We start from the raw sequence: 17,982 nt of genomic DNA, 5'->3' as shown, positions 1-17,982 counted from the left end.
CGTAGCGCGGATTTGGCCGAGGACGTATCCGCCGCTTCGCCCGCAACAGTCTCGGCGGTTACGCTCCCGCCTTCGCTCAATGAGCTACTGCGGACAAGTCGCTCACCCGCCCTGCCCGCTGATCACCAAAAAGGTACCGTCTACCGCGAGGCGTGGGCGCGCTTTTCGAGAAGCAGCGTGCGGTCGGCGATGTCCTTCAATTCGAACGCCTGGGAGTCGAGGAACGCGACGGACCCGTTGCCCGGGTCCGCGGCGAGGCGATGGGTTTCGCTGAGATGATGCTTCAGCCAGGCCCGCTGCTCGGTCAGCAATTGCGCGTGCGCCTCGCCTTTCGACCCGGCGAGAAGGGCTTGATAGGCGGTGTTGAGCCTCGTGTCCCACTTCTCGATTTCGGTCTTGCCGCAATCGAGCATCTTGGTTGACACCCCTTCGGCCTTGTCCATGCACGCATCATACTCGGCGCTTTGCTGCGCGCGGGCTGACAAAATCCCGAGCGCGAGCATGGAAGCAACAATGACAGGCGCTCGCGAAAGCATCATCACGTCCAAATCACCCTGGCTGCGTCTTTCGACAACCATCGCCGCACAAAAGCGTCCGAAATGAGATCAGGAGATTGATGCGTTGGCTATCTTGCGAGGCTGCTCAAGCGTAGCCCGGATGAGCGAAGCGACATCCGGGACTAGACGCGCATGTTGCAAGGCCGGTCCCGCATATCGCTTCGCTCATGCGGGCTACTTGCTCCGACGTAATCCGCTGCCTCGCCTGCAACAGTCTCAGCGGATTACGCAGCCCTCACGCCGCCTTCGCGGTCTTGTCTTCCGCCGGCGCGGTTTCCATCGCGCGCATGTAGAGATCGAGCAGGCTCTCACGCTCGTCGCGCTCGTCCTGGTCCTGCTTGCGCAGCTTGATGATCTCCTTGAGGATCTTCACGTCAAAGCCTTCGCCCTTCGCTTCCGAGAAGACTTCCTTCTTCTGCTCGCTCAATTCCCCTATTTCAGTGTCCAGGTTCTCGATCCGCTCGACGAAGGAGCGAATTTTTCCGCCGGGAATGGTGATGTCGGACATGGTGCCTCCTGCTGAATGAGGTCGTGAAAATGCGAGCAAAGAGATGACCATTGTCTTAACCGTGCGAGGTCACGGCGTCGCGATCGCGGAGGTATTTGTGTGAGGTAGCGTGGGATGGGTAGAGCCACCGGGTCCGCGCAACGCGCGGCCCGATGATAAACTCCGCGAAACCCATCGATTTTCGTCTGTGGCACCAATGATGCCAACGTCATGGCAGCTTATTGTTGGGCAATCCGACAATGATGCCAAGAAACCAACCGCCAAAAAAGGAGACAACCAGCATGAGAAGATCGGTCGTTGCGGAGGGACCGGATTCTTGCGTGCCTTGAATGCGATCAAACCCGATTAGCCCTAGCCCAAAGGCTGCCGCGCAGAATGCGGGCAAAAACGCCGCGAGCCGTCCCTGAGGGTTCCGTGATAGAGTTCTGGATCGACGATACGACATCGCGGCACTCAAGACGACCACGATCAGGCAGGCAGCAAGGAAGTACATGGACATAATCCTTCGTGCCTGAAGGTTTTATCGGCTCGCTCCAAAGAAAGACTTGCCGAGCAGATCGAAGTTTATCGATTGCGACGTTGGTTCCGTAACCCGCCTTGCTCGCGGCGCGCTCGCAAGCGTCACAACGTCATCGCAATCGATCACTCAGGCTTCCCCGCCACCCGCAACGTGATCCGCGTCAATTCCGACGGCCGCCCGAGCCGCAAGGCAAAGCCCGGCCACAGCGCGGTGCCGTTGTTGACGTAGAGCGTCATGCCATCAACATCGTAGCGGCCGGAGACGAAGCCGGCATTGGCGGGCGCGGCCAGGCGGTCGATCCCGATGATCAATCCACCATGGGTGTGTCCGGAGAGTTGCAGGGCGACGCCGAGCGCAGCGGAATTGCGCGCGTCGCTCGGCTGGTGATCGAGCAGGATGATGGGCGCGCCTTTGGGGGCGCCGTCGAGCACCGCGGCGAGGTCGCGGACCGGATGCGCCCTGCGGCGCGACGCGCGGTCGGTAATCCCCGCGATCACCAGCCTGCCCTCGCCGCGCGCGAGAACAATGTGCCGGTTTTCGAGCGAGCGCAGGCCGAGCGATGCGTAGTGTGCCATCCAGGCGTCATAGCCGAAGATGTATTCGTGATTGCCCGAGATCACGTAGACGCCGTCGGCGGCTATCAGGTCGCCCAGAGGTGCGATGTCATTGCGCCGGGCATCGATGGTGCCGTCGATCAGATCGCCGGTGATCACGATCAAGTCTACGCCGAGCTTGTTCGACCGCGCGACGACCTCGCGCGCCCATGATGCGGGAAACAGCCGGCTGATATGGAGATCGGTCAGGTGCAGGATGGTGTAGCCGTCGAATTCTGGCGGAAGTCCGCGGATGACGACTTCGATATCCTTCAACGGCGGAATGCGCATCGCCTGCTGGACGCCGATCGCGGCGGCTATGCCCGCGACGCCAGCAATTGCGTAGCGGACGCCGTCAGGCGCGCCGACGACGCCGCCGTGGATCACCGCGGCAACGACCAGCCCGGCATCGAGCGCCAGCTGCAGCAGCGCCAGCAGCATGATCGCACCGAACGCCCAGTTGAACAGCACGACCACCGGACGCGGAAACTCCGGTGAGAATTCCGATCCCGACGACAGCCTGTTCCAGCGGTGAAACTGCAAGGCGACCAGCACGAGCAACGCTGCGACGATCTTTGCCGGGAGCGGCCAGTCGAGCGGCCAGATGAAGCGGGCCAGGATCAAGAGGCTGGTCAGGCCGAAAATGAGTTGGGGAATAGGTCTCGCTCCGGATCGGATCGGTTGAGGCTGTGCAGGGCGAAGGTAGGGTGGATCGGCCGCAGGCGTAAGCGCCGCCATCAGCACATTTTCGGCATGTGGCGGTTCGCTCGGACGCCCTGCGGAAGCGCCGATCAGTCTTCGATATCCGCAATGCGCCTGAGCACGATTACGATGCCGAGGACCAAGCCAAGGGCGCCGCCGGCAACTCCGGCCAGACCAGACCCAAAGGCGCCACTCACATCCCGGTCGGACAAAGCGAACGCGACCACTGTAGCGACAACGCCCATGCCCAGCGTCAGCGCAATGATGATGGTGACCACTTTAAAGAATTCGATCGCAAATCGAACTGCCATATCCTCCAGGGCGGCGAGCGCGCGGGTCATCCGACTGTTCGGACGAGGCGCGGCAGCGCGACGCGCGCTCCGATGCGTTCCGATCGAGGCGCTGGCGGAGGCAGCGCCGATCAATCGGTTCGCACGGGGATTGTCGCTGGGATCATCGAGGGCTCTGATATCCAGCTTGAGTTCTCGGCGCACAATCAGCGTGACAAGCAGCGCGCAACATAAAAGTACGACCAGGCCAGCCCAGATATTGAAGCTACCCGCCAACAAGATCAGAAAGGCGCCGGCGTATACCAACGCCTCGCCACAAGCGTAAGCCACCACCGATGTGGCGATTTCGGCGAAAGACGGCCTTCTCTTGGCGAGGAAATCCGCCAGCCTCATCGGTTGCCTTTCGACGCTCCGCTACCTGCACGATCCGCCGCTCAATTCACCAAGATGTGGAGCGCCAGCCATCGAGTGCAATGCTTTCGCAGGCCGAGCCGACTGAGATCACAGAGACGGCCGCAACGAGCGGCCTTTCGCCTATGGCTCAATTGAGCCCATCTCGCCCATCCAGGCTGGCCAAAGCCTCCTCACAAAATAGAACTTGAACATTGCTCAATCTTTTGACTATTATTGAACATTGTTCATTTTTGTTGGAGCCGACAATGCAAACGACCTTCCGGATGGACAGACTGACCGGGTCAGCGCGGCCCGTGAAACCGTGGATGAAAGTCACCCCGGCGATCATCACGATCGGCATCATTGCGGCGTTCGCGGTGCACGGACGCATCGCGCAGCCGGCCAACTACAATGATTTCGCCGACCACTCGGCCCTGTTCGGCATCCCCCACGCAGGCGATGTCTTGTCGAACGCAGGCTTCGCGCTGGTCGCGATCTGGGGCTGGCTGACGCTCTGGCCTCACCGCAACAGCGATCAGCTCCGCGCCGGATGGCCGGGCTATCGCCTGTTCCTGGTCGGACTGTTCCTGACCGCGTTCGGCTCCGCCTTCTTTCACCTCGCCCCCGGGAATGACCGGCTGACCTGGGACATGCTGCCGATCGCGCTTGCCGGCGCTGGCCTGCTCGTCGGCGTCCGCGGCGACACGCAGGACGGATCAAAGGCGAACATCGAAGCGATCGGTCTCGGGCTTTACGCCGCCGCCGGCGTCGCGTGGTGGGTCTACACAGATCGGCATGGTGCGGGCGACCTGCGGCCGTATCTGTTGTTGCAAGTCCTGCCGCTCATCCTGATCCCGCTCTGGCAGTCGATCCATCGCGCGCCACGCACCGAGCGCATCGCGTTCGCCGCCGCGATGGGGCTGTACGTCCTGGCCAAGCTCACCGAGGTGCTCGACCGTCAGATCGCGAACACGCTTGGCTTCGTCAGCGGACACACCTTGAAGCACCTGATCGCAACCGCAGCCACCGCCGCAATTGTCTGGGGCGTGACGCGACGCTTCGCCGGCGAGCGGGCGCTTGCGCAATTTCGGAATAATGGAAAAATACCGCTGATTTGCCCGACGCGTCAAGTCGCTTCTCCGAGTGCCGGCGGCGACCGCTCCTTTGCATGGGGTTGTTTTCGATATTTTGGGGTGACTACCGCTGCTCGTCGCTTCAGCGAGCGTAGGGCAGAGTGCAAAGCCAATTCCGTCATCCTGAGGTGCGAGCGCAGCGAGCCTCGAAGGATGCACGGGCACCAGCCGGGCCGTCGACCCTTCGAGACGCGCTTCGCGCTCCTCAGGGTGACGGTGATAGAGCGGTCGGGCCGAGCTACGCTTCTGGTCGGCGGATTGACTGGCATGTCGACCGTATCCATATGCATCTGCATGAATCGGCTGCTCCCCGCCGTTTCGCCTCACCAGGACACAGCCTGATACCGGCTGGGTCCTTGATGTCCCTCCTCTCGTTCCGGAGCCGCCGTGGCCGCCCTCTCCATCCTCGACCTCGTCCGCGTCACCGAGGAAACCGACGCGCGCGGCGCGCTGTACAATGCGCGCGATGTCGCTCGCCATGCCGAGGCGCTTGGCTATCGCCGCATCTGGGTGGCGGAGCACCACAACATGGCGGGGATCGCCAGCGCCGCGACCTCGGTGGTGATCGGACATATCGCGGCGGGCACCAACACCATCCGCGTCGGCGCCGGCGGCATCATGCTGCCGAACCACGCGCCGTATGTCATCGCCGAGCAGTTCGGCACGCTGGCGCGGCTGTTTCCCGATCGGATCGACCTCGGCCTCGGCCGCGCGCCGGGCACCGATCAGCTGACGCTGCGCGCGCTGCGCCGCACGCCCGAATCCGCCGAGAACTTTCCGCAGGACGTGCTCGAGGTGCAGGCTTTCCTCGCCGCCGCCGGTCCCAACCAGCGCATCCAGGCGGTGCCGGCCGCGGGCACCGACGTGCCGCTGTGGATTCTCGGCTCGAGCAACTTTGGCGCGATGCTGGCCGGCGAGCTCGGCCTGCCCTACGCCTTCGCCTCGCACTTCGCCCCCCAGCTCTTGAACCAGGCGCTGCAGATCTATCGCGCGCGCTTCAAGCCGTCGGAGCAGCTCGCGCAGCCCTACACCATGGTCGGCGTCAACATCATCGCCGCCGATACCGACGCGGAAGCGCGGCGGCTTGCCACCACGCAGCAGATGTCGTTCACCAACATCTTCCGCGGCGCGCGCGGCCTCAGCCAGCCGCCAATCGACGACATCGAGACCTATTGGTCGCCGCAGGAGAGAGTCCAGGCGATGCGGATGCTGGAGCGCTCCATCATCGGCTCGCCCGAGACGGTGCGCGCAGGGATCGATGCGCTGGTCGCCGAGACCGGCGCCGACGAATTGATGATCGTGTCGGATGTCTACGATCACCAGAAGCGGCTGCGCTCGTTCGAGCTGATCGCGAAAGCCGGCGGGATCGCGCCGTAAGCATAGCCTTGTAGGATGGGTGGAGCGCAGCGATACCCATCGTCTCACCATGCGGACAAAAATGATGGGTATCGCTTCATTCGCTCGCGCTCACTTGGGCAGCCCCACCGGCGCCTGCGACTGCGCGAGCTTGCCAACCGTGACGTTCAGCGAATTCGGCGCATTGTCGCGAACCATCGCAAGCTTGACCGAACTGCCCGGGGCGGCCGCATAGACCTTCTTGGTCAGCTCGTTGGCGCTCTTGATCGGCTCGTCATTGACCGAGGTGATCACGTCGCCTCGCTTCAATCCGGCCTTCGCCGCCGGGCCGCCACTCTGGACGCCGACCACGACCGCGCCGCGCCGATTGTTCGCGCCCAGGCTCTCGGCGACATCGGGGGTGACCGATTGAACCTGGGCCCCCATCCAGCCGCGCGTCACCGCGCCCTTCTCCTTCAGCTGTGGCACCACCGTCTTCACGGTATCGGCGGGGACCGCAAAGGCGACGCCGACCGAACCGCCCGATGGCGAGACGATCATGCTGTTCACACCGATCACCTCGCCTTGCACGTTGAAGCTCGGCCCGCCGGAATCGCCGCGGTTGATCCGCGCATCGATCTGGACGAAATCCTCCGACGGCCCCGTCTCGAGGTCGCGCGCACGCGCCGAGACGATCCCCGCATTGAAGGTGTTTCCGAGCCCGAATGAATTCCCCGCCGCGAGCACCCAATCGCCGGCGCGCGGCGATTGGTCCGCGAGTTTGACATAGCTGAAGTCGGTCCGCCCATCGACCTTGAGCAGCGCCAGATCGCTGACGGAGTCCTTGCCGAGGACTTTCGCCTTGTAGACCTTGTTGTCGTTGGTGCGGACATCGGCCGTGTCGCTGCCCGCCAGCAGGTGATTGTTGGTCACCGCATAGCCGTCGGCGGAGATGAAGAAGCCCGAACCGATCGACGTCTCGGTCGGCTTCGGCATGTTGCCCCCGCCGCGCCGGTCGGGCCCCGGAACAACCTGCCCCGGCATGTCCTGATCGGATCCGTCCGGCCCAAGGGAGTGCCCGGGGGAATCATCGTCGTCTGCCGCAGCCACCGTGGCGCTCACGCCGATCACGGCCGGCCCGGCCTTCTCCGCGAGGTCGGCAAACCCTCCGGGCCCGGCCTCGACATGGTCCCCACCTGAATGCACCGGCTGCGCGTAAACGAGACTTGTCATCGCCAGCAGTGCCGACGAGAAGGCGGCGCTGGTGACCGACGTGCGAAGCCTGGCGAGAGTCGAATTTCCGTGCATCATCTTCCGCGTCCATGGTTTGGATTAGCCGTCTGCGGGCCGCTCCCCGCAGGCGTGGGTCGGCAATGCCGAGCGACGAATGGCAACAGATAGCCGGGCAGACTGTTCCACCGGCATCTGCGCGCGGCAGCAAACTCGCCCGCCCTGCATTCGATCTGCCGTTTTTTCGCGACGAATCGCCGGGTTTTCCCTTGCGTTCCCCGTCTGCGACCCTACGGTGCGCCCGGTCATGATGGAGATGATGTCGAGCAATGGACGCCGCAATGAACTGCCCGAAATGCAATTCCGAGCATGCCTATCAGGATGGCGCGCTCTGGGTTTGCCCGGAATGCGCCCATGAATGGAGCGCGGAGGCGACTGCAACTGCCGCGACCTTGCAGGATGCGGGCGTGCGCGATGCGCATGGCAACCCGCTGACCGAAGGCGACAGCGTCATCGTGATCAAGGACCTCAAGGTCAAGGGCTCGTCGTCAGTCGTCAAGGGTGGCACCAAAGTCAGGAACATCCGCCTCACCGAAGGCAGCGACGGACACAACATCGCCTGCAAGATCGACGGGATCGGCGCCATGAACCTGAAGTCCGAGTTCGTCAAGAAAGCCTAGCACGCACCGGGCGCACCAGCCGACCGTCCGCCTATTTGCTCGCGATCTCGTTCGCCGAGACCAGGATCACATCGCCATCGAGGATCGCTTCGCCACCTCAAAGAATCGCGCCACGGCCGGCGAATTGTTGTGCCGGTCCATGGCGGCCTGATCGACATATCGCTCATAGGTCGCGAACACGCAAACGTCGGCGGCATCCTGCGAGACGTGATAGCCGACGGTCGATGGCTCGTTGGCCCGGACATGCGCGACGACGTCGAGCAACGCCTGCCGCATCGTCGCGTCGTGGCCCTTCTTGGCGCGGATGACCGCCGTGATCGTCAACATGCCGCTTCTCCTGCCCTACGCCTTCACTCACACCCGGCTCAACGCCTGCGCGATGTCCGCCACGAGATCGGACGGATGCTCGATCCCGATCGACAGCCGGATCGTCGTATCGAGCACGCCGATCTTCTTCCTGATATCCGCCGGCACGCCGGAATGCGTCATCGTCGCCGGCAGGCTCGCAAGCGACTCGGTGCCGCCAAGGCTCACCGCGAGCTTGAAGATCTGCAGGCTGTTGAGGAATTTCTCCGCGGCCTCTTGCCCGCCGACGATGTCGAACGAGAAGGTCGAACCGGCGCCGCTGCCCTGGCTGGCGAACACACGCCCCGCTGGCGAAGCCGCGTCGTGATGGCCGAGATAATGCACCGTCGCCACCTTGGGATGGTCGCGCAGATAGTCGGCGACGATCCGCGCATTGCGGTCGGCCTTTTCCATCCGCAAGCTCAGCGTCTCCAGCGAACGGCTGATCATCCAGCAGGAATGCGGATCGAGCTGGGTGCCGATCGCGCCGCGCAGCGCCTTGACGTCCTTCATCAGCTTCTTGGAGCCGAGCGCCGCGCCCGCGATCAGGTCGGAATGGCCGCCGACATATTTGGTCAGCGAGTACAACGACAGATCGGCGCCGTGCTCGATCGGGCGCTGAAACACCGGCCCGAGCAGCGTGTTGTCGCAGGCGATGATCGGGGTAAAGCCCTTTGTCTTGCCGATCGCGTCGGCGACGCGCCTGGTCAGCGCGATATCGACCAGGCCGTTGGTCGGATTGGCCGGCGTCTCGATGAAGATCATCGCGACGCGGCCCCTCTTCATCGCTTCGTCGGCGGCAGCGCGCATGATGCTTTCGTCGAGGCCATCGGCAAAGCCCACGGCACCAATCGAGAACGCCGCCAGCGTCTTGGCGAACAGCGTCTCGGTGCCGCCATAGAGCGGCTGGGAATGCAGGATCACGTCGCCGGGCCGCGCGAAGGCGAGCACCGTGGTCGAGATCGCCGACATGCCGGAGGAAAACAGCGCACAGCTCTCGGTGCGCTCATAGATCGCAAGCCGGTCCTCGACGATCTCGCTGTTCGGATGATTGAAGCGCGAATAGACCAGCCCCGCCCCCATGCCCTCCGGAGGCTGACGCCGGCCCGCGACGAAATCGAAGAAGTCCTTGCCGTCCTCGGCGGTCCGAAACACGAAGGTCGAGGTCAGGAATACCGGAGGCTTGACGGCGCCCTCCGACAATTGCGGATCGTAGCCGTAGTTCAGCATCTGGGTTTCCGGATGCAGCAGATGGTTGCCGATATGGGTTTTGGACGGAAACGGTTTTGTCATGGCCGGTCTCCTGTTCGCGAGACCGCCGCGCCGGCGGCGATTCCCGAAAATGATGCGACCAGCATACCCCAGCTTTGTGCCATTCCGCCAAAGCACGGCATCACGCAGTTCTGGATAACGAACGGCCGACGTGCGCCCTGCGCCGCCGGCCGTCCGGAAATCTCACGCCGCGGTGAAGACGCGGGCTACCAGCCGCGATCCACGTTGCGCACCTCGCCGGTTCGCGCGTCGACATCGACCTGTATCCAGCGGCCGAGCCGGTCACGGCCCTCGACCTCCCACTCGTCGCCGAGGAACTGGGTGTTGGACACGGTCACGACGCCGATACTGGTCGCGACGTCGAGGGCGGCCTCCATCGAGATCTGGCTGCCGGAATCATAGGCCATCGCCGGCGTCGCTGCGCCGATCGCCAACGCCGCAATGGCGGGGATAATGAAGCTTCGCATCGGTCACTCCTCATGGAACGGGATGTCATGCCGCATAAAACGAGCGGCAGACCCGATCAGTTCCAGGAACAGCGACGACGGAACAGCACGAAACTTCGGCAGTCGCGGCAATTTGGTGGCAGTTCCGGTTTCATCGACGCGTGCTCGCCTTGCGCGATTTCTTCCACATCCGGAAACCGCCCTCGAATGCGTTGGCGTTGTCGCCGAACCTCACCTTGGGCGGCGGGTTGTCGACCTTGTCGGCATTGCCGCCGCCGAGCACGATGTAGTCGGGCTCCAATGCAGCCGACAGACGCGCGATGACGTCGTCGACGCTCTTGCGCCATTTCTTCCGGCCGCGCCGCTCGAGGCCGGCGGCGCCGACATAGTCCTCGAATGTCGCGTCCTTGCGGTAGGGCAAATGACCGAGCTCCATCGGCTCATACACGCCCTCCACGATCATCGCGGAGCCGAGTCCGGTGCCGAGGCCGAGAAACAGCATCCGGCCGCCCTGATAGCTGCCGATCGCCTGCATCAGCGCATCGTTGACGACCTTCACCGGCCGGCCAAACGCGCTCTGAAAATCGAAGCCGGCCCAGCCACGGCCGAGATTGTGCGGTTCGGTCAGCGGACGGTTGTGAACCACCGGTCCGGGATAGCCGATCGAGATCACGTCATAGGACCAGTCCCTGGTAAGCGCCTTGACCTGCCGCACCATCTCGGTGGCGGACAGCGTTGGACCTGACTCGAATTCGCGCTTGATGCGCTCTTTGTCGGTCATGAGCTTCACGTGCGTGCCGCCGATGTCGATCGCTAGCACCGTCCGCCGCGACGCCGGCCTTTTTGCTGTCTTGCTCGCCTTCTTTGTCTTGCCGGCCATCAATCCGCTCTCTCATGCCCTCCGAGTGGAGCAGAGAAACGTCCTGCGCGCTACAACCGCGTTCTTTGTCTGATTCCAATTTGTTCGCGAAGAACGAATCGGAATCAAGAAAATCGGCACAGCTCAGGCGTTAACAATGTGCGTGCACAGAGGACAACCGAGCGATCGATGTTGTGCCATGGTGGGATTATTGCGCTCACTGCGCAACGTCGCCACGCCGTTCAGGCCATTCGGCACGTGCCGGCTTCCCGGATCGAGCGCAAGGCAGCACCATCGCCGCGTTCTCCGTTCGACTCCATTTCGTTCGCAAAGAACGAATCGGAATCGAAGAATCAGCGCAAAGCGATTCTTAACAACACATTTGCACGACTCGAGCGAGGCGCCTGCATGTCGTTTTTGTTGACCCGCGCGCCGTGCTCCGCGCATCGCGATCCGTTCCTCATTCGACTCCATTCTGTTCGCAAAGAACGAATCGGAATCGGACAAATCAGCACGAAGCGATTCTTAACAACACGTTTGCGATTCCCCATGCGGAGGAACGCCGCGGCGAATTAGCCGCAAGCGTCATCCGCCATTATCGGCAAGATGCGACTTCGCATACGCAAGCTCCGGCCGCAGCGCGCGCATCTTCTCCGCGAGCCTCCTGCTTGCCGTCTCTTCCGCGCACGCGAGGCGGTTGACGAGCGCGACGTAGTCGACATCGCTCTTGTGCTGGTTGAGTTTCGATTGCCCTTCGATCTCGTCAACGACGAGATCGATCACCCTGATCGACGCCAGCATCTGTTCGCGCTTGTCGGGCTCCATCTGCGTGAGGTCCCAGGGCTGCTTCGGCAGCCGCGCTTCGGAGACCGCGAGCAGCGCGTCACCATGGCTTCGGTTGTCGCCGTGATCGCGCAGATACGCGACGCCGGACAGATGCACCGCCTCGTAGAGCCAGGTCGAGACGTTGTCACGCGAGACGTACCAGTCGTTCGAGATGTAGGCATCGTCACCCGAGACGATCAGCAGGAAGCGCCTGATGCCGTCGGCGAGCTCGACAAGCGGATTCTTCGCGGTGAGATGGAGCTGCACGATCGCACGATCGTCGCGCCGCACGATCACGAAGGGAACATGGGACGCCCTCGGGCCGCGCGCATCGGCGGCGACGATGGCGCCGAAGCCGCGCGTCGCCGCAAAGGCCAGTGCGTGGTCGTCGTCGATGCGAAACTGGGGACGGAGGATGTGCATGGCGGCGGCGCTCGCGGCTGGAGGGAGACGACCCAGCGAAGCTAGCGCAAGTTTTGCCGGAGATCACCGCCATGCACTGTCCGGCTCAGCAGATCATGGCGTTGTCGCCGTGGTCGCAGACGCCGCCGGGCTGGTCGCGCGGCAGCGTTTCGAACTCGCAGAAGCGCGGCGCCACCATGCGCGGCGGCCCGCCGCCCCAACGGCCGGTGGCCGCGGCATGTCCCTTTGCGAATGCGGATGGGCCGGCCGCGTGGACCTCGCGCGCCATGGCCGATGCCGTCAGCATGACGAGCACAACCAGCCCCGCCTGGACGCACTTGATCGTGGTCATTGAGCTTCTCCTGTTGGATTCAACAGGATCGGACCATCGCGCCGGCCTGTTGAAGCATTTTCGCTGTAACCATGACGGGCGCCGCTGTCCGATTATTCCGCTAAGGCGCAGCTAATTTTCGTGTCCTGCGGCCCAGTTCGACACGTTCGGTTGATCGGAGCGTGAGTGTCCGGTGCCTGCAGGATGGGTGGGGCGCAGCTGTAACCGTCCGCATGCGCGGGTGATGACACTGCCTGTTTGACATCTTGAAGCGGGAACCATCCACCGCCGTCGTCCTGGCGAAGCCAGGACCCATTACCCCGACTCTCAATTGTTTCGTGACGCTGGGGCCACAGCGCGTTTCAACAATGTAGCCCTGTGGTTATGGGTCCCTGCTTTCGAGGGACGACGGTGCGGAGGGAGGCTCACTTCGATCTCAGCAGCGGTGTTCGGCCCGTTGAACTGGCGGCACACGGCGGGTTACGCTGTGGCCAATCTCCCGCCCTCCCGCTGGAAGGATCACCATGAACGGCAATCGGTATTACGGCGTCCGCGTCGAGGGTGCGAAATACGGCGTGGGGTTCGGCTCGGCGCTGGCGATTGCGATCTCCTACACCAAGAACCATTCGATCCTGTGGGCGATCATCCACGGTATCCTGGGCTGGCTCTACGTGATCTACGCCGCGCTGTTCGGATGATGCGCACACCATGACCGTCATCTCGATCCAGTCACAGGTCGCCTTCGGCCATGTCGGCAACAGCGCCGCCACCTTTCCGATCCAGCTGCACGGCATCGACGTCGTCGCTGTGCCGACCACGCTGCTCAGCAACCGGCCGGGCTATCCGACCATCCGCGGCCGGGTGCTCGACGTGCAGCTGGTCGCCGACCTCCTGCAAGGCATCGAGGAGCGCGGCGCGGTCGAGGGGGCCCGGATGATCCTGTCGGGCTATCTCGGCTCGGCCGATATCGGCGTTGATGTCGCCGACTTCGTCGCCCGCGCGAAGGCGGCGAACCCGGCCCTGCTCTATTGCTGCGATCCGGTGCTCGGCGACCGCGACCGCGGCATGTTCGTGCGCTCGGACATCCCGCCGCTGGTGCGCGATCAGCTCTGCCCGCTGGCCGACATCATCACGCCAAACCATTTCGAGTTCGAGTTCCTCTGCGGTGCCCGCGTGACGACGATCGATGAGGTCGTCGCGAGGGGCCGCGCGCTGATGGCGCGAGGTCCTGCAACCATCGTCATCACCAGCGCCGAGCTGGCCGGCACGCCAGCGACCGAGATCGAGACGCTGGCAATCGAGCGCGCAGCATCCGAGGGCATTCGCGCCTGGCGTGTACGCACCCCGCGGGTGCCGATCAGTCCGTCCGGCACTGGCGACCTGTTCGCAGGGCTGTTCACTGCCGCGCGCGTGCGTGGCCTGGCGACGCCGGACGCGCTCAGCCACGCCGCGTCAGGCATTCACGGCGTGCTGGTGCGCACGGCGGAGAGAGGAACCGAGGAAATGCGCATCGTCGAAAGCGCTGGCGTGATGCTGGATCCGAAGCCGCGTTTCGCGGCGGTCGCGATCCCTGCATCCTGACATCCGGGACACATTTCATGATCGACACCACCACCCTCCTCACCTACGCCGCCGTCGTGCTCGGCCTGTTCCTTATCCCCGGGCCCGCGGTGCTGCTGGTGCTCGCGCGCTCGGTGACCGGCGGACCGCGCGTCGGCGTCGCCACCGGGTTCGGCATCGCACTCGGCGATCTCGTCCACACCGCGATGGCGACGTTCGGCCTGTCGGCGGTGCTGATGACCTCGGCGCTGGCATTCTCGATCGTCAAATATGCCGGCGTGATCTATTTGATCGTGCTCGGCGTCCGCGCCCTGTTCGAGAGGAATGACGACCTGCATCTGCCCACGGCGCAGCCGGTCGATCCCAGGCGCGCGTTCCGGCAGGCGATCTGGGCGGAAATGCTCAATCCGAAGACCGCGCTGTTCTTCCTCGCCTTCCTGCCGCAGTTCGTGCATCCCGGTCACGGCTCGGCCGTCGCGCAATTCGCGACGCTTGGCCTGATCTTCGTCGCGATGAGCGCGGCCTACACGTCGCTGCTCGCGCTCGCCGCCGGCCAGATCAGCCCGTGGATCCGGCGGCATCGCCGCATCGGGCAATGGCAGGGCCGCGTGGTCGGCACCATCTACATCGCGCTCGGCATCCGCCTCGCATTCCAGGAGCGCTGATGTCTCCGCTCAAGCCGCAAGCCACATATGACGACTTCGCCCGCCTCGATATCCGGATCGGCAAGGTCGTCGAGGTGCAGCCGTTTCCGCGCGCCCGCAATCCGTCCTACAAGGTCGGCGTCGATGTCGGCGCCGGGCGGATCATGTGGTCGAGCGCGCAGATCACGAATTACGAGCCGGCGGCCCTGGTCGGCGCGCTGGTGGTGTGCATCTGCAATCTGGGTCCGAAGAACATCGCCGGTTTCACCTCGGAACTCTTGATCCTCGGCGCCAGGGACGCCAGCGGCCAGGTGATCGTGCTCGGCCCGCGCAGTGAGGTTGCGGTCGGCGAGCCGATCTTCTGACGGCCCGCGCCCATCACGGCCGCGTGATTCAAATTGTCTGAAATCCCCGTAGTTTACCGATGGGGGATGATCCGGATTCTCGATGCCCGCGCGCGCTGCTATTCCATCGCGCGAGAATCGCTTCGGCATGGGAATCGGAAGATGTCTGCAGTTTTCTTTCACTGCTCCGACGACAAGCACGTCATCCTGGATCGCATCGGCGTCGCCATGGACCTTTCGGAAGCACGGGTGCACGCGGAGCAGCTGGCGCGCAGCTTTGTCATGACACCGAGCGCGGAGGACTGGCGCAACTGGGCGGTCCACGTCACCGACGACATCGGGACCGAGATCTTCGAGCTGCCGTTCACCGCCGTCCTCGGCGAATTGCACTGAGGGCGTGCCATGAATGCAATGGAACTCGCCCTGCAGCCCTTGCGCCGCCGCCTCGCCCGCTTGGTTGCGCGCTGCGTCGCGCTGCTCGACGGCGTCGTCAACCCCTATCGCCCTGAGCTGTATTACATGCGCGGGCCCGGCCCGAAATGCCGCGCCAGGCGCCAGGCCCTGCTGCGCGACTAGCGCCCGAGGAACGCCAAGGAGCACCAAGTGCGTCCGCAACCGAGAAAAGGCCGGCGGGCGTTACGCCACCGGCCTTCTCCTGCAGCTGCCGGTTCCCGGAGTCCGGTTCCGCCGCGATGCACTTGGTCTCAAGCTTGCGCCGACAGTTTTAATCAAATCTTAACGGCATGGCGGTGAGCTGGATCAAAGACTTCTTCGCCGTGCCGCGCGTGTTTGATCGTTCATCGTGCCTGACCCGCTGCACATCGTTTTTGTGCGGATCGCTCGACGATTGTGCGCCATGCATCTTAGGGAACGCACGACTCAGTGTTACCCTGTGATGCAAACCGAAACGGAGATCTTCGGAATGCCGTACTACACCTTCGATCTCGTGGTGGGGGACGAGTTCCGTAATCAAGGAACGATCATCCTCGAAGACATCAGCCTCGCCTCCGATCGCGCCGATCAGCTCGCCAACGAGCTGTCGCAGGTCAAGCCGGAGCTCAAGGCGCGCGGTTGCGCCGTACGGGTCACCGACATCGACCGGCGCGAGCTCTACCGGACGCCGCTCGATCCCGTGCCGCGGTGGCGCAGGATCGGCTAGCGTCGGCAGGCCTCAGGTTCTGACGATCGCGCTTGTTGCCGCGCGCTCCTGGTCTTGCTGCGCGCGGCGACCGGTTACTTCTTCAGGTTCAAGCGGCCGATGAAGTCGCGCTTGCCAAGCGGCGCGCCCTTGTGGCGGAGGATGTCGTACGCCGTTGTCGAATGAAAGAAGAAGTTCGGCAGCGAGAACGACATCAGGAATCCCTCGGCCGTGAACGGCATCGACCGATCCCCGACCTTGAACGTCACTTCGTGCCCGAGCAGCGCATTGACCGCATCCGACGTCAGGGCCGACAATTCACTGTGCGCGTCCTTCACCAGCGCCTGCAGTGCGGCGTAATCCAGATCGGGCTTGCCGGACGGCGGGACGAACACGCCGTTCTTCGCCGCCTCCATCGCGCCGCGGGAGTGATGCGCGAGCGAGACCACCTGAAAGCGGAACGGCAACATGTCCGGAAACAGCCGGGTCTCGACGATCTCGGCCGGATCGATGCCGTTGTCCTTGAAATGCGCGAGGCTCTTCTCGAGAAAACCCGAGGCGGAGCCAAGGATCTGCAGATAGTTGGCGACCGTCGCGTCGTAGAGTGAAAAGGTCATGGCGAATTCCCCCAGATAGAATTTGTCTGCCGCTTGCACGAACAGAGTTCCCGGAATTTCCGGCGAAGGCAAGCGGCTCCGGGGAGTTCGCAAATCGAGCGATCCGGCGTGACGCGCCGAATCGCTCGACCATCGTGGCTGCCGGCGGTCAGCTCTGATGCGGTCCGCGCATCATCTTCAGGGCGTCCTCGATATGGCGCCAGTCGCGGGCGTCTTCGGTCTCGCCTTTGCGCTCGCAGGCCACCGCGTTCTGCGCCGCTTGCGCAATCGCCTCCGGGCCGTGCTTCAGCAGCATCTGCCGCGCGATGGTGTGGATTTGCATCTCGGCTATCATGGCGCTCTCCTCGGCTGTCGACCGCCGCCGGACGGGCGAATGCGCATCCCGCGGCGCTGACATCAGAAACCGCCGAATGCCGCCTCTGGTTCCCGCGCGCGATGCAATCGGCGGTTCCCACGCGGCGCGGCGGCGGTTACAGAGACGAACTCCATCCGTTTGCCGAGTTGCCGTGCCATGGCGCAAAACATCTACGATGATCCCGGCTTCTTCGCCGGCTACAGCCAGCTCCCGCGGCAGGTCCGCGGGCTGCTCGGCGCGCCGGAATGGCCCGCGATCCGCGCCATGCTGCCTGAGGTCGCGGGCAAGCGCGTGGTCGATCTCGGCTGCGGCTTCGGCTGGGTGGCGCGCTGGATGCGCGAGCAAGGCGCCTCCGACGTGCTCGGCGTCGACCTGTCGCAGACCATGATCGCCCGCGCCACCGCGATGACGCAGGATCCGGCCATCACCTACGAGATCGCCGACCTCGAAACGCTGGAGCTGCCGAAGGCCACATTCGACCTCGCCTACAGCGCCCTCACCTTCCATTACATCAGGGACTTCGATCGGCTGGCGCGCATGCTGTACCGCACGCTCGTCGCGGACGGGCATCTGGTCTTCACCATCGAGCACCCGATCTACATGGCGGCTGCCCATCCGGATTGGGGACAGGACCAGGACGGCCGCAAGATCTGGCCGGTCAACCGCTACTTCATCGAAGGCGAACGCCGCACCGACTGGTATGTGCAGGGCGTGCTGAAATATCACCGCACCATCGGCACCACGCTCAACGCGCTGATCGGCGCCGGCTTCACGCTGCGCCGTGTCGAGGAATTCTCCCCGACGCGCGAGCAGATCAAGGCGATGCCTGAACTCGCCGACGAACTCGAACGGCCGATGATGCTGCTGGTGTCAGCGCAGCGCTAGCGCGATGATGGTTCGAGC

Annotated in this window: 25 protein-coding genes; 11 read left to right on the top strand and 14 right to left on the bottom strand. The window is 63.9% G+C overall.

Features of this window, described 5'->3' with window-relative positions; all coding sequences use genetic code 11:
• Positions 1 to 140 precede the first annotated feature (140 nt).
• The 5 genes from AKN84_RS18380 to AKN84_RS47785 all read right to left on the bottom strand — a co-directional run bounded on the left by AKN84_RS18380 (position 141) and on the right by AKN84_RS47785 (position 3,563).
• The gene (locus AKN84_RS18380) at positions 141 to 539 is read right to left on the bottom strand and encodes a lysozyme inhibitor LprI family protein (RefSeq protein ID WP_244485263.1); all 399 of its coding nucleotides are present in this window, start codon (positions 537 to 539) and stop codon (positions 141 to 143) included.
• A 253-nt stretch (positions 540 to 792) separates the two neighbouring features.
• Positions 793 to 1,065, bottom strand: coding sequence for a DUF2312 domain-containing protein (locus tag AKN84_RS18375; RefSeq protein WP_050422073.1), 273 nt, complete (start codon positions 1,063 to 1,065; stop codon positions 793 to 795).
• A gap of 208 nt (positions 1,066 to 1,273) precedes the next feature.
• Positions 1,274 to 1,558: a hypothetical protein gene (locus AKN84_RS18370; RefSeq protein WP_050422072.1), complete on the bottom strand. Its 285-nt coding sequence runs from the start codon at positions 1,556 to 1,558 to the stop codon at positions 1,274 to 1,276.
• A gap of 149 nt (positions 1,559 to 1,707) precedes the next feature.
• Entirely contained in the window at positions 1,708 to 2,835 is a 1,128-nt protein-coding gene (locus tag AKN84_RS18365) for a metallophosphoesterase (protein WP_050422149.1), read from the bottom strand.
• A 134-nt stretch (positions 2,836 to 2,969) separates the two neighbouring features.
• Positions 2,970 to 3,563 carry a hypothetical protein gene (locus AKN84_RS47785; protein ID WP_050422071.1) on the bottom strand — a complete coding sequence of 198 codons (594 nt, stop codon included), beginning with the start codon at positions 3,561 to 3,563 and terminating at the stop codon, positions 2,970 to 2,972.
• A gap of 212 nt (positions 3,564 to 3,775) precedes the next feature.
• Here AKN84_RS47785 and AKN84_RS18355 point away from each other — a divergent pair, with 212 nt between their 5' ends.
• Both AKN84_RS18355 and AKN84_RS18350 read left to right on the top strand, forming a co-directional pair.
• Positions 3,776 to 5,038, top strand: coding sequence for a hypothetical protein (locus AKN84_RS18355; protein ID WP_128970957.1), 1,263 nt, complete (start codon positions 3,776 to 3,778; stop codon positions 5,036 to 5,038).
• 45 nt (positions 5,039 to 5,083) lie between these two features.
• Positions 5,084 to 6,073, top strand: coding sequence for an LLM class flavin-dependent oxidoreductase (locus AKN84_RS18350; RefSeq protein ID WP_050422069.1), 990 nt, complete (start codon positions 5,084 to 5,086; stop codon positions 6,071 to 6,073).
• A gap of 90 nt (positions 6,074 to 6,163) precedes the next feature.
• Here AKN84_RS18350 and AKN84_RS18345 read toward each other — a convergent pair whose 3' ends face one another.
• Complete coding sequence (locus AKN84_RS18345) at positions 6,164 to 7,342, bottom strand: S1C family serine protease (RefSeq protein ID WP_050422068.1); 1,179 nt, start codon at positions 7,340 to 7,342, stop codon at positions 6,164 to 6,166.
• A 248-nt stretch (positions 7,343 to 7,590) separates the two neighbouring features.
• On the opposite strand from AKN84_RS18345, the gene AKN84_RS18340 reads away from it, so the two are divergent.
• Positions 7,591 to 7,941: a zinc ribbon domain-containing protein YjdM gene (locus tag AKN84_RS18340; RefSeq protein ID WP_050422067.1), complete on the top strand. Its 351-nt coding sequence runs from the start codon at positions 7,591 to 7,593 to the stop codon at positions 7,939 to 7,941.
• A gap of 66 nt (positions 7,942 to 8,007) precedes the next feature.
• Here the strand turns inward: AKN84_RS18340 and AKN84_RS18335 are convergent, their stop codons facing one another.
• From AKN84_RS18335 to AKN84_RS18310, 6 genes are all read right to left on the bottom strand, one after another.
• The gene (locus AKN84_RS18335) at positions 8,008 to 8,268 is read right to left on the bottom strand and encodes a putative quinol monooxygenase (RefSeq protein WP_347337347.1); all 261 of its coding nucleotides are present in this window, start codon (positions 8,266 to 8,268) and stop codon (positions 8,008 to 8,010) included.
• 27 nt (positions 8,269 to 8,295) lie between these two features.
• Entirely contained in the window at positions 8,296 to 9,579 is a 1,284-nt protein-coding gene (locus tag AKN84_RS18330; RefSeq protein WP_050422066.1) for a cystathionine gamma-synthase family protein, read from the bottom strand.
• Between the two features lie 185 nt (positions 9,580 to 9,764).
• Entirely contained in the window at positions 9,765 to 10,025 is a 261-nt protein-coding gene (locus AKN84_RS18325) for a PepSY domain-containing protein (protein WP_050422065.1), read from the bottom strand.
• 130 nt (positions 10,026 to 10,155) lie between these two features.
• On the bottom strand, positions 10,156 to 10,884 hold the full coding sequence (locus AKN84_RS18320) for an ROK family protein (RefSeq protein ID WP_050422064.1): 729 nt from the start codon (positions 10,882 to 10,884) through the stop codon (positions 10,156 to 10,158).
• 564 nt (positions 10,885 to 11,448) lie between these two features.
• Positions 11,449 to 12,111: an FMN-binding negative transcriptional regulator gene (locus AKN84_RS18315; RefSeq protein WP_050422063.1), complete on the bottom strand. Its 663-nt coding sequence runs from the start codon at positions 12,109 to 12,111 to the stop codon at positions 11,449 to 11,451.
• A gap of 85 nt (positions 12,112 to 12,196) precedes the next feature.
• Positions 12,197 to 12,442, bottom strand: a complete 246-nt coding sequence (locus tag AKN84_RS18310; RefSeq protein ID WP_050422062.1) for a hypothetical protein — start codon at positions 12,440 to 12,442, stop codon at positions 12,197 to 12,199.
• A gap of 503 nt (positions 12,443 to 12,945) precedes the next feature.
• Between AKN84_RS18310 and AKN84_RS48080 the strand changes: the two genes are divergently transcribed.
• The 7 genes from AKN84_RS48080 to AKN84_RS18285 all read left to right on the top strand — a co-directional run bounded on the left by AKN84_RS48080 (position 12,946) and on the right by AKN84_RS18285 (position 16,128).
• Entirely contained in the window at positions 12,946 to 13,119 is a 174-nt protein-coding gene (locus AKN84_RS48080; protein ID WP_016840760.1) for a hypothetical protein, read from the top strand.
• Between the two features lie 10 nt (positions 13,120 to 13,129).
• The gene (pdxY, locus tag AKN84_RS18305) at positions 13,130 to 14,002 is read left to right on the top strand and encodes a pyridoxal kinase PdxY (RefSeq protein ID WP_128970956.1); all 873 of its coding nucleotides are present in this window, start codon (positions 13,130 to 13,132) and stop codon (positions 14,000 to 14,002) included.
• 17 nt (positions 14,003 to 14,019) lie between these two features.
• Entirely contained in the window at positions 14,020 to 14,646 is a 627-nt protein-coding gene (locus AKN84_RS18300) for a LysE family translocator (RefSeq protein WP_050422061.1), read from the top strand.
• Positions 14,646 to 14,990, top strand: coding sequence for a tRNA-binding protein (locus AKN84_RS18295; RefSeq protein ID WP_050422060.1), 345 nt, complete (start codon positions 14,646 to 14,648; stop codon positions 14,988 to 14,990). Before AKN84_RS18300 ends, AKN84_RS18295 begins: the two co-directional genes overlap by 1 nt.
• A 141-nt stretch (positions 14,991 to 15,131) precedes the next feature.
• A complete protein-coding gene (locus AKN84_RS18290) occupies positions 15,132 to 15,362 on the top strand; it encodes a DUF6894 family protein (protein WP_050422148.1) in 231 nt (76 codons plus the stop codon).
• Between the two features lie 9 nt (positions 15,363 to 15,371).
• Positions 15,372 to 15,545: a hypothetical protein gene (locus tag AKN84_RS48075; RefSeq protein WP_167351858.1), complete on the top strand. Its 174-nt coding sequence runs from the start codon at positions 15,372 to 15,374 to the stop codon at positions 15,543 to 15,545.
• A 346-nt stretch (positions 15,546 to 15,891) separates the two neighbouring features.
• Positions 15,892 to 16,128, top strand: a complete 237-nt coding sequence (locus tag AKN84_RS18285; protein WP_021079644.1) for a hypothetical protein — start codon at positions 15,892 to 15,894, stop codon at positions 16,126 to 16,128.
• A 74-nt stretch (positions 16,129 to 16,202) separates the two neighbouring features.
• On the opposite strand, the gene AKN84_RS18280 is transcribed toward AKN84_RS18285, so the two are convergent.
• On the bottom strand, positions 16,203 to 16,724 hold the full coding sequence (locus AKN84_RS18280; protein ID WP_050422147.1) for a DUF1993 domain-containing protein: 522 nt from the start codon (positions 16,722 to 16,724) through the stop codon (positions 16,203 to 16,205).
• Between the two features lie 148 nt (positions 16,725 to 16,872).
• Positions 16,873 to 17,058 carry a hypothetical protein gene (locus AKN84_RS18275; RefSeq protein WP_128970955.1) on the bottom strand — a complete coding sequence of 62 codons (186 nt, stop codon included), beginning with the start codon at positions 17,056 to 17,058 and terminating at the stop codon, positions 16,873 to 16,875.
• A gap of 177 nt (positions 17,059 to 17,235) precedes the next feature.
• Here AKN84_RS18275 and AKN84_RS18270 point away from each other — a divergent pair, with 177 nt between their 5' ends.
• The gene (locus AKN84_RS18270) at positions 17,236 to 17,964 is read left to right on the top strand and encodes a class I SAM-dependent methyltransferase (protein WP_050422059.1); all 729 of its coding nucleotides are present in this window, start codon (positions 17,236 to 17,238) and stop codon (positions 17,962 to 17,964) included.
• The last annotated feature ends 18 nt before the right edge of the window (positions 17,965 to 17,982 follow it).

It is taken from the genome of Bradyrhizobium tropiciagri (assembly GCF_001189845.1).
GTDB lineage: Bacteria > Pseudomonadota > Alphaproteobacteria > Rhizobiales > Xanthobacteraceae > Bradyrhizobium > Bradyrhizobium tropiciagri.
The sequence above is the reverse complement of the archived record's forward strand: the minus strand, read 5'-3'. Positions and strand labels throughout refer to the sequence as shown.

Coding starts and splice junctions, on each gene's coding strand:
- AKN84_RS47785 (WP_050422071.1), bottom strand. CDS start 3,563: ATGAGGCTGGCGGATTTCCTCGCCAAGAGAAGGCCGTCTTTCGCCGAA.
- AKN84_RS18285 (WP_021079644.1), top strand. CDS start 15,892: ATGCCGTACTACACCTTCGATCTCGTGGTGGGGGACGAGTTCCGTAAT.
- AKN84_RS18280 (WP_050422147.1), bottom strand. CDS start 16,724: ATGACCTTTTCACTCTACGACGCGACGGTCGCCAACTATCTGCAGATC.
- AKN84_RS48075 (WP_167351858.1), top strand. CDS start 15,372: ATGAATGCAATGGAACTCGCCCTGCAGCCCTTGCGCCGCCGCCTCGCC.
- AKN84_RS18295 (WP_050422060.1), top strand. CDS start 14,646: ATGTCTCCGCTCAAGCCGCAAGCCACATATGACGACTTCGCCCGCCTC.
- AKN84_RS18340 (WP_050422067.1), top strand. CDS start 7,591: ATGGACGCCGCAATGAACTGCCCGAAATGCAATTCCGAGCATGCCTAT.
- AKN84_RS18345 (WP_050422068.1), bottom strand. CDS start 7,342: ATGATGCACGGAAATTCGACTCTCGCCAGGCTTCGCACGTCGGTCACC.
- AKN84_RS18335 (WP_347337347.1), bottom strand. CDS start 8,268: ATGTTGACGATCACGGCGGTCATCCGCGCCAAGAAGGGCCACGACGCG.
- AKN84_RS18275 (WP_128970955.1), bottom strand. CDS start 17,058: ATGATAGCCGAGATGCAAATCCACACCATCGCGCGGCAGATGCTGCTG.
- AKN84_RS18370 (WP_050422072.1), bottom strand. CDS start 1,558: ATGTACTTCCTTGCTGCCTGCCTGATCGTGGTCGTCTTGAGTGCCGCG.
- AKN84_RS18380 (WP_244485263.1), bottom strand. CDS start 539: ATGATGCTTTCGCGAGCGCCTGTCATTGTTGCTTCCATGCTCGCGCTC.
- AKN84_RS18290 (WP_050422148.1), top strand. CDS start 15,132: ATGTCTGCAGTTTTCTTTCACTGCTCCGACGACAAGCACGTCATCCTG.
- pdxY (WP_128970956.1), top strand. CDS start 13,130: ATGACCGTCATCTCGATCCAGTCACAGGTCGCCTTCGGCCATGTCGGC.
- AKN84_RS18270 (WP_050422059.1), top strand. CDS start 17,236: ATGGCGCAAAACATCTACGATGATCCCGGCTTCTTCGCCGGCTACAGC.
- AKN84_RS18320 (WP_050422064.1), bottom strand. CDS start 10,884: ATGGCCGGCAAGACAAAGAAGGCGAGCAAGACAGCAAAAAGGCCGGCG.
- AKN84_RS48080 (WP_016840760.1), top strand. CDS start 12,946: ATGAACGGCAATCGGTATTACGGCGTCCGCGTCGAGGGTGCGAAATAC.
- AKN84_RS18375 (WP_050422073.1), bottom strand. CDS start 1,065: ATGTCCGACATCACCATTCCCGGCGGAAAAATTCGCTCCTTCGTCGAG.
- AKN84_RS18325 (WP_050422065.1), bottom strand. CDS start 10,025: ATGCGAAGCTTCATTATCCCCGCCATTGCGGCGTTGGCGATCGGCGCA.
- AKN84_RS18310 (WP_050422062.1), bottom strand. CDS start 12,442: ATGACCACGATCAAGTGCGTCCAGGCGGGGCTGGTTGTGCTCGTCATG.
- AKN84_RS18330 (WP_050422066.1), bottom strand. CDS start 9,579: ATGACAAAACCGTTTCCGTCCAAAACCCATATCGGCAACCATCTGCTG.
- AKN84_RS18315 (WP_050422063.1), bottom strand. CDS start 12,111: ATGCACATCCTCCGTCCCCAGTTTCGCATCGACGACGACCACGCACTG.
- AKN84_RS18300 (WP_050422061.1), top strand. CDS start 14,020: ATGATCGACACCACCACCCTCCTCACCTACGCCGCCGTCGTGCTCGGC.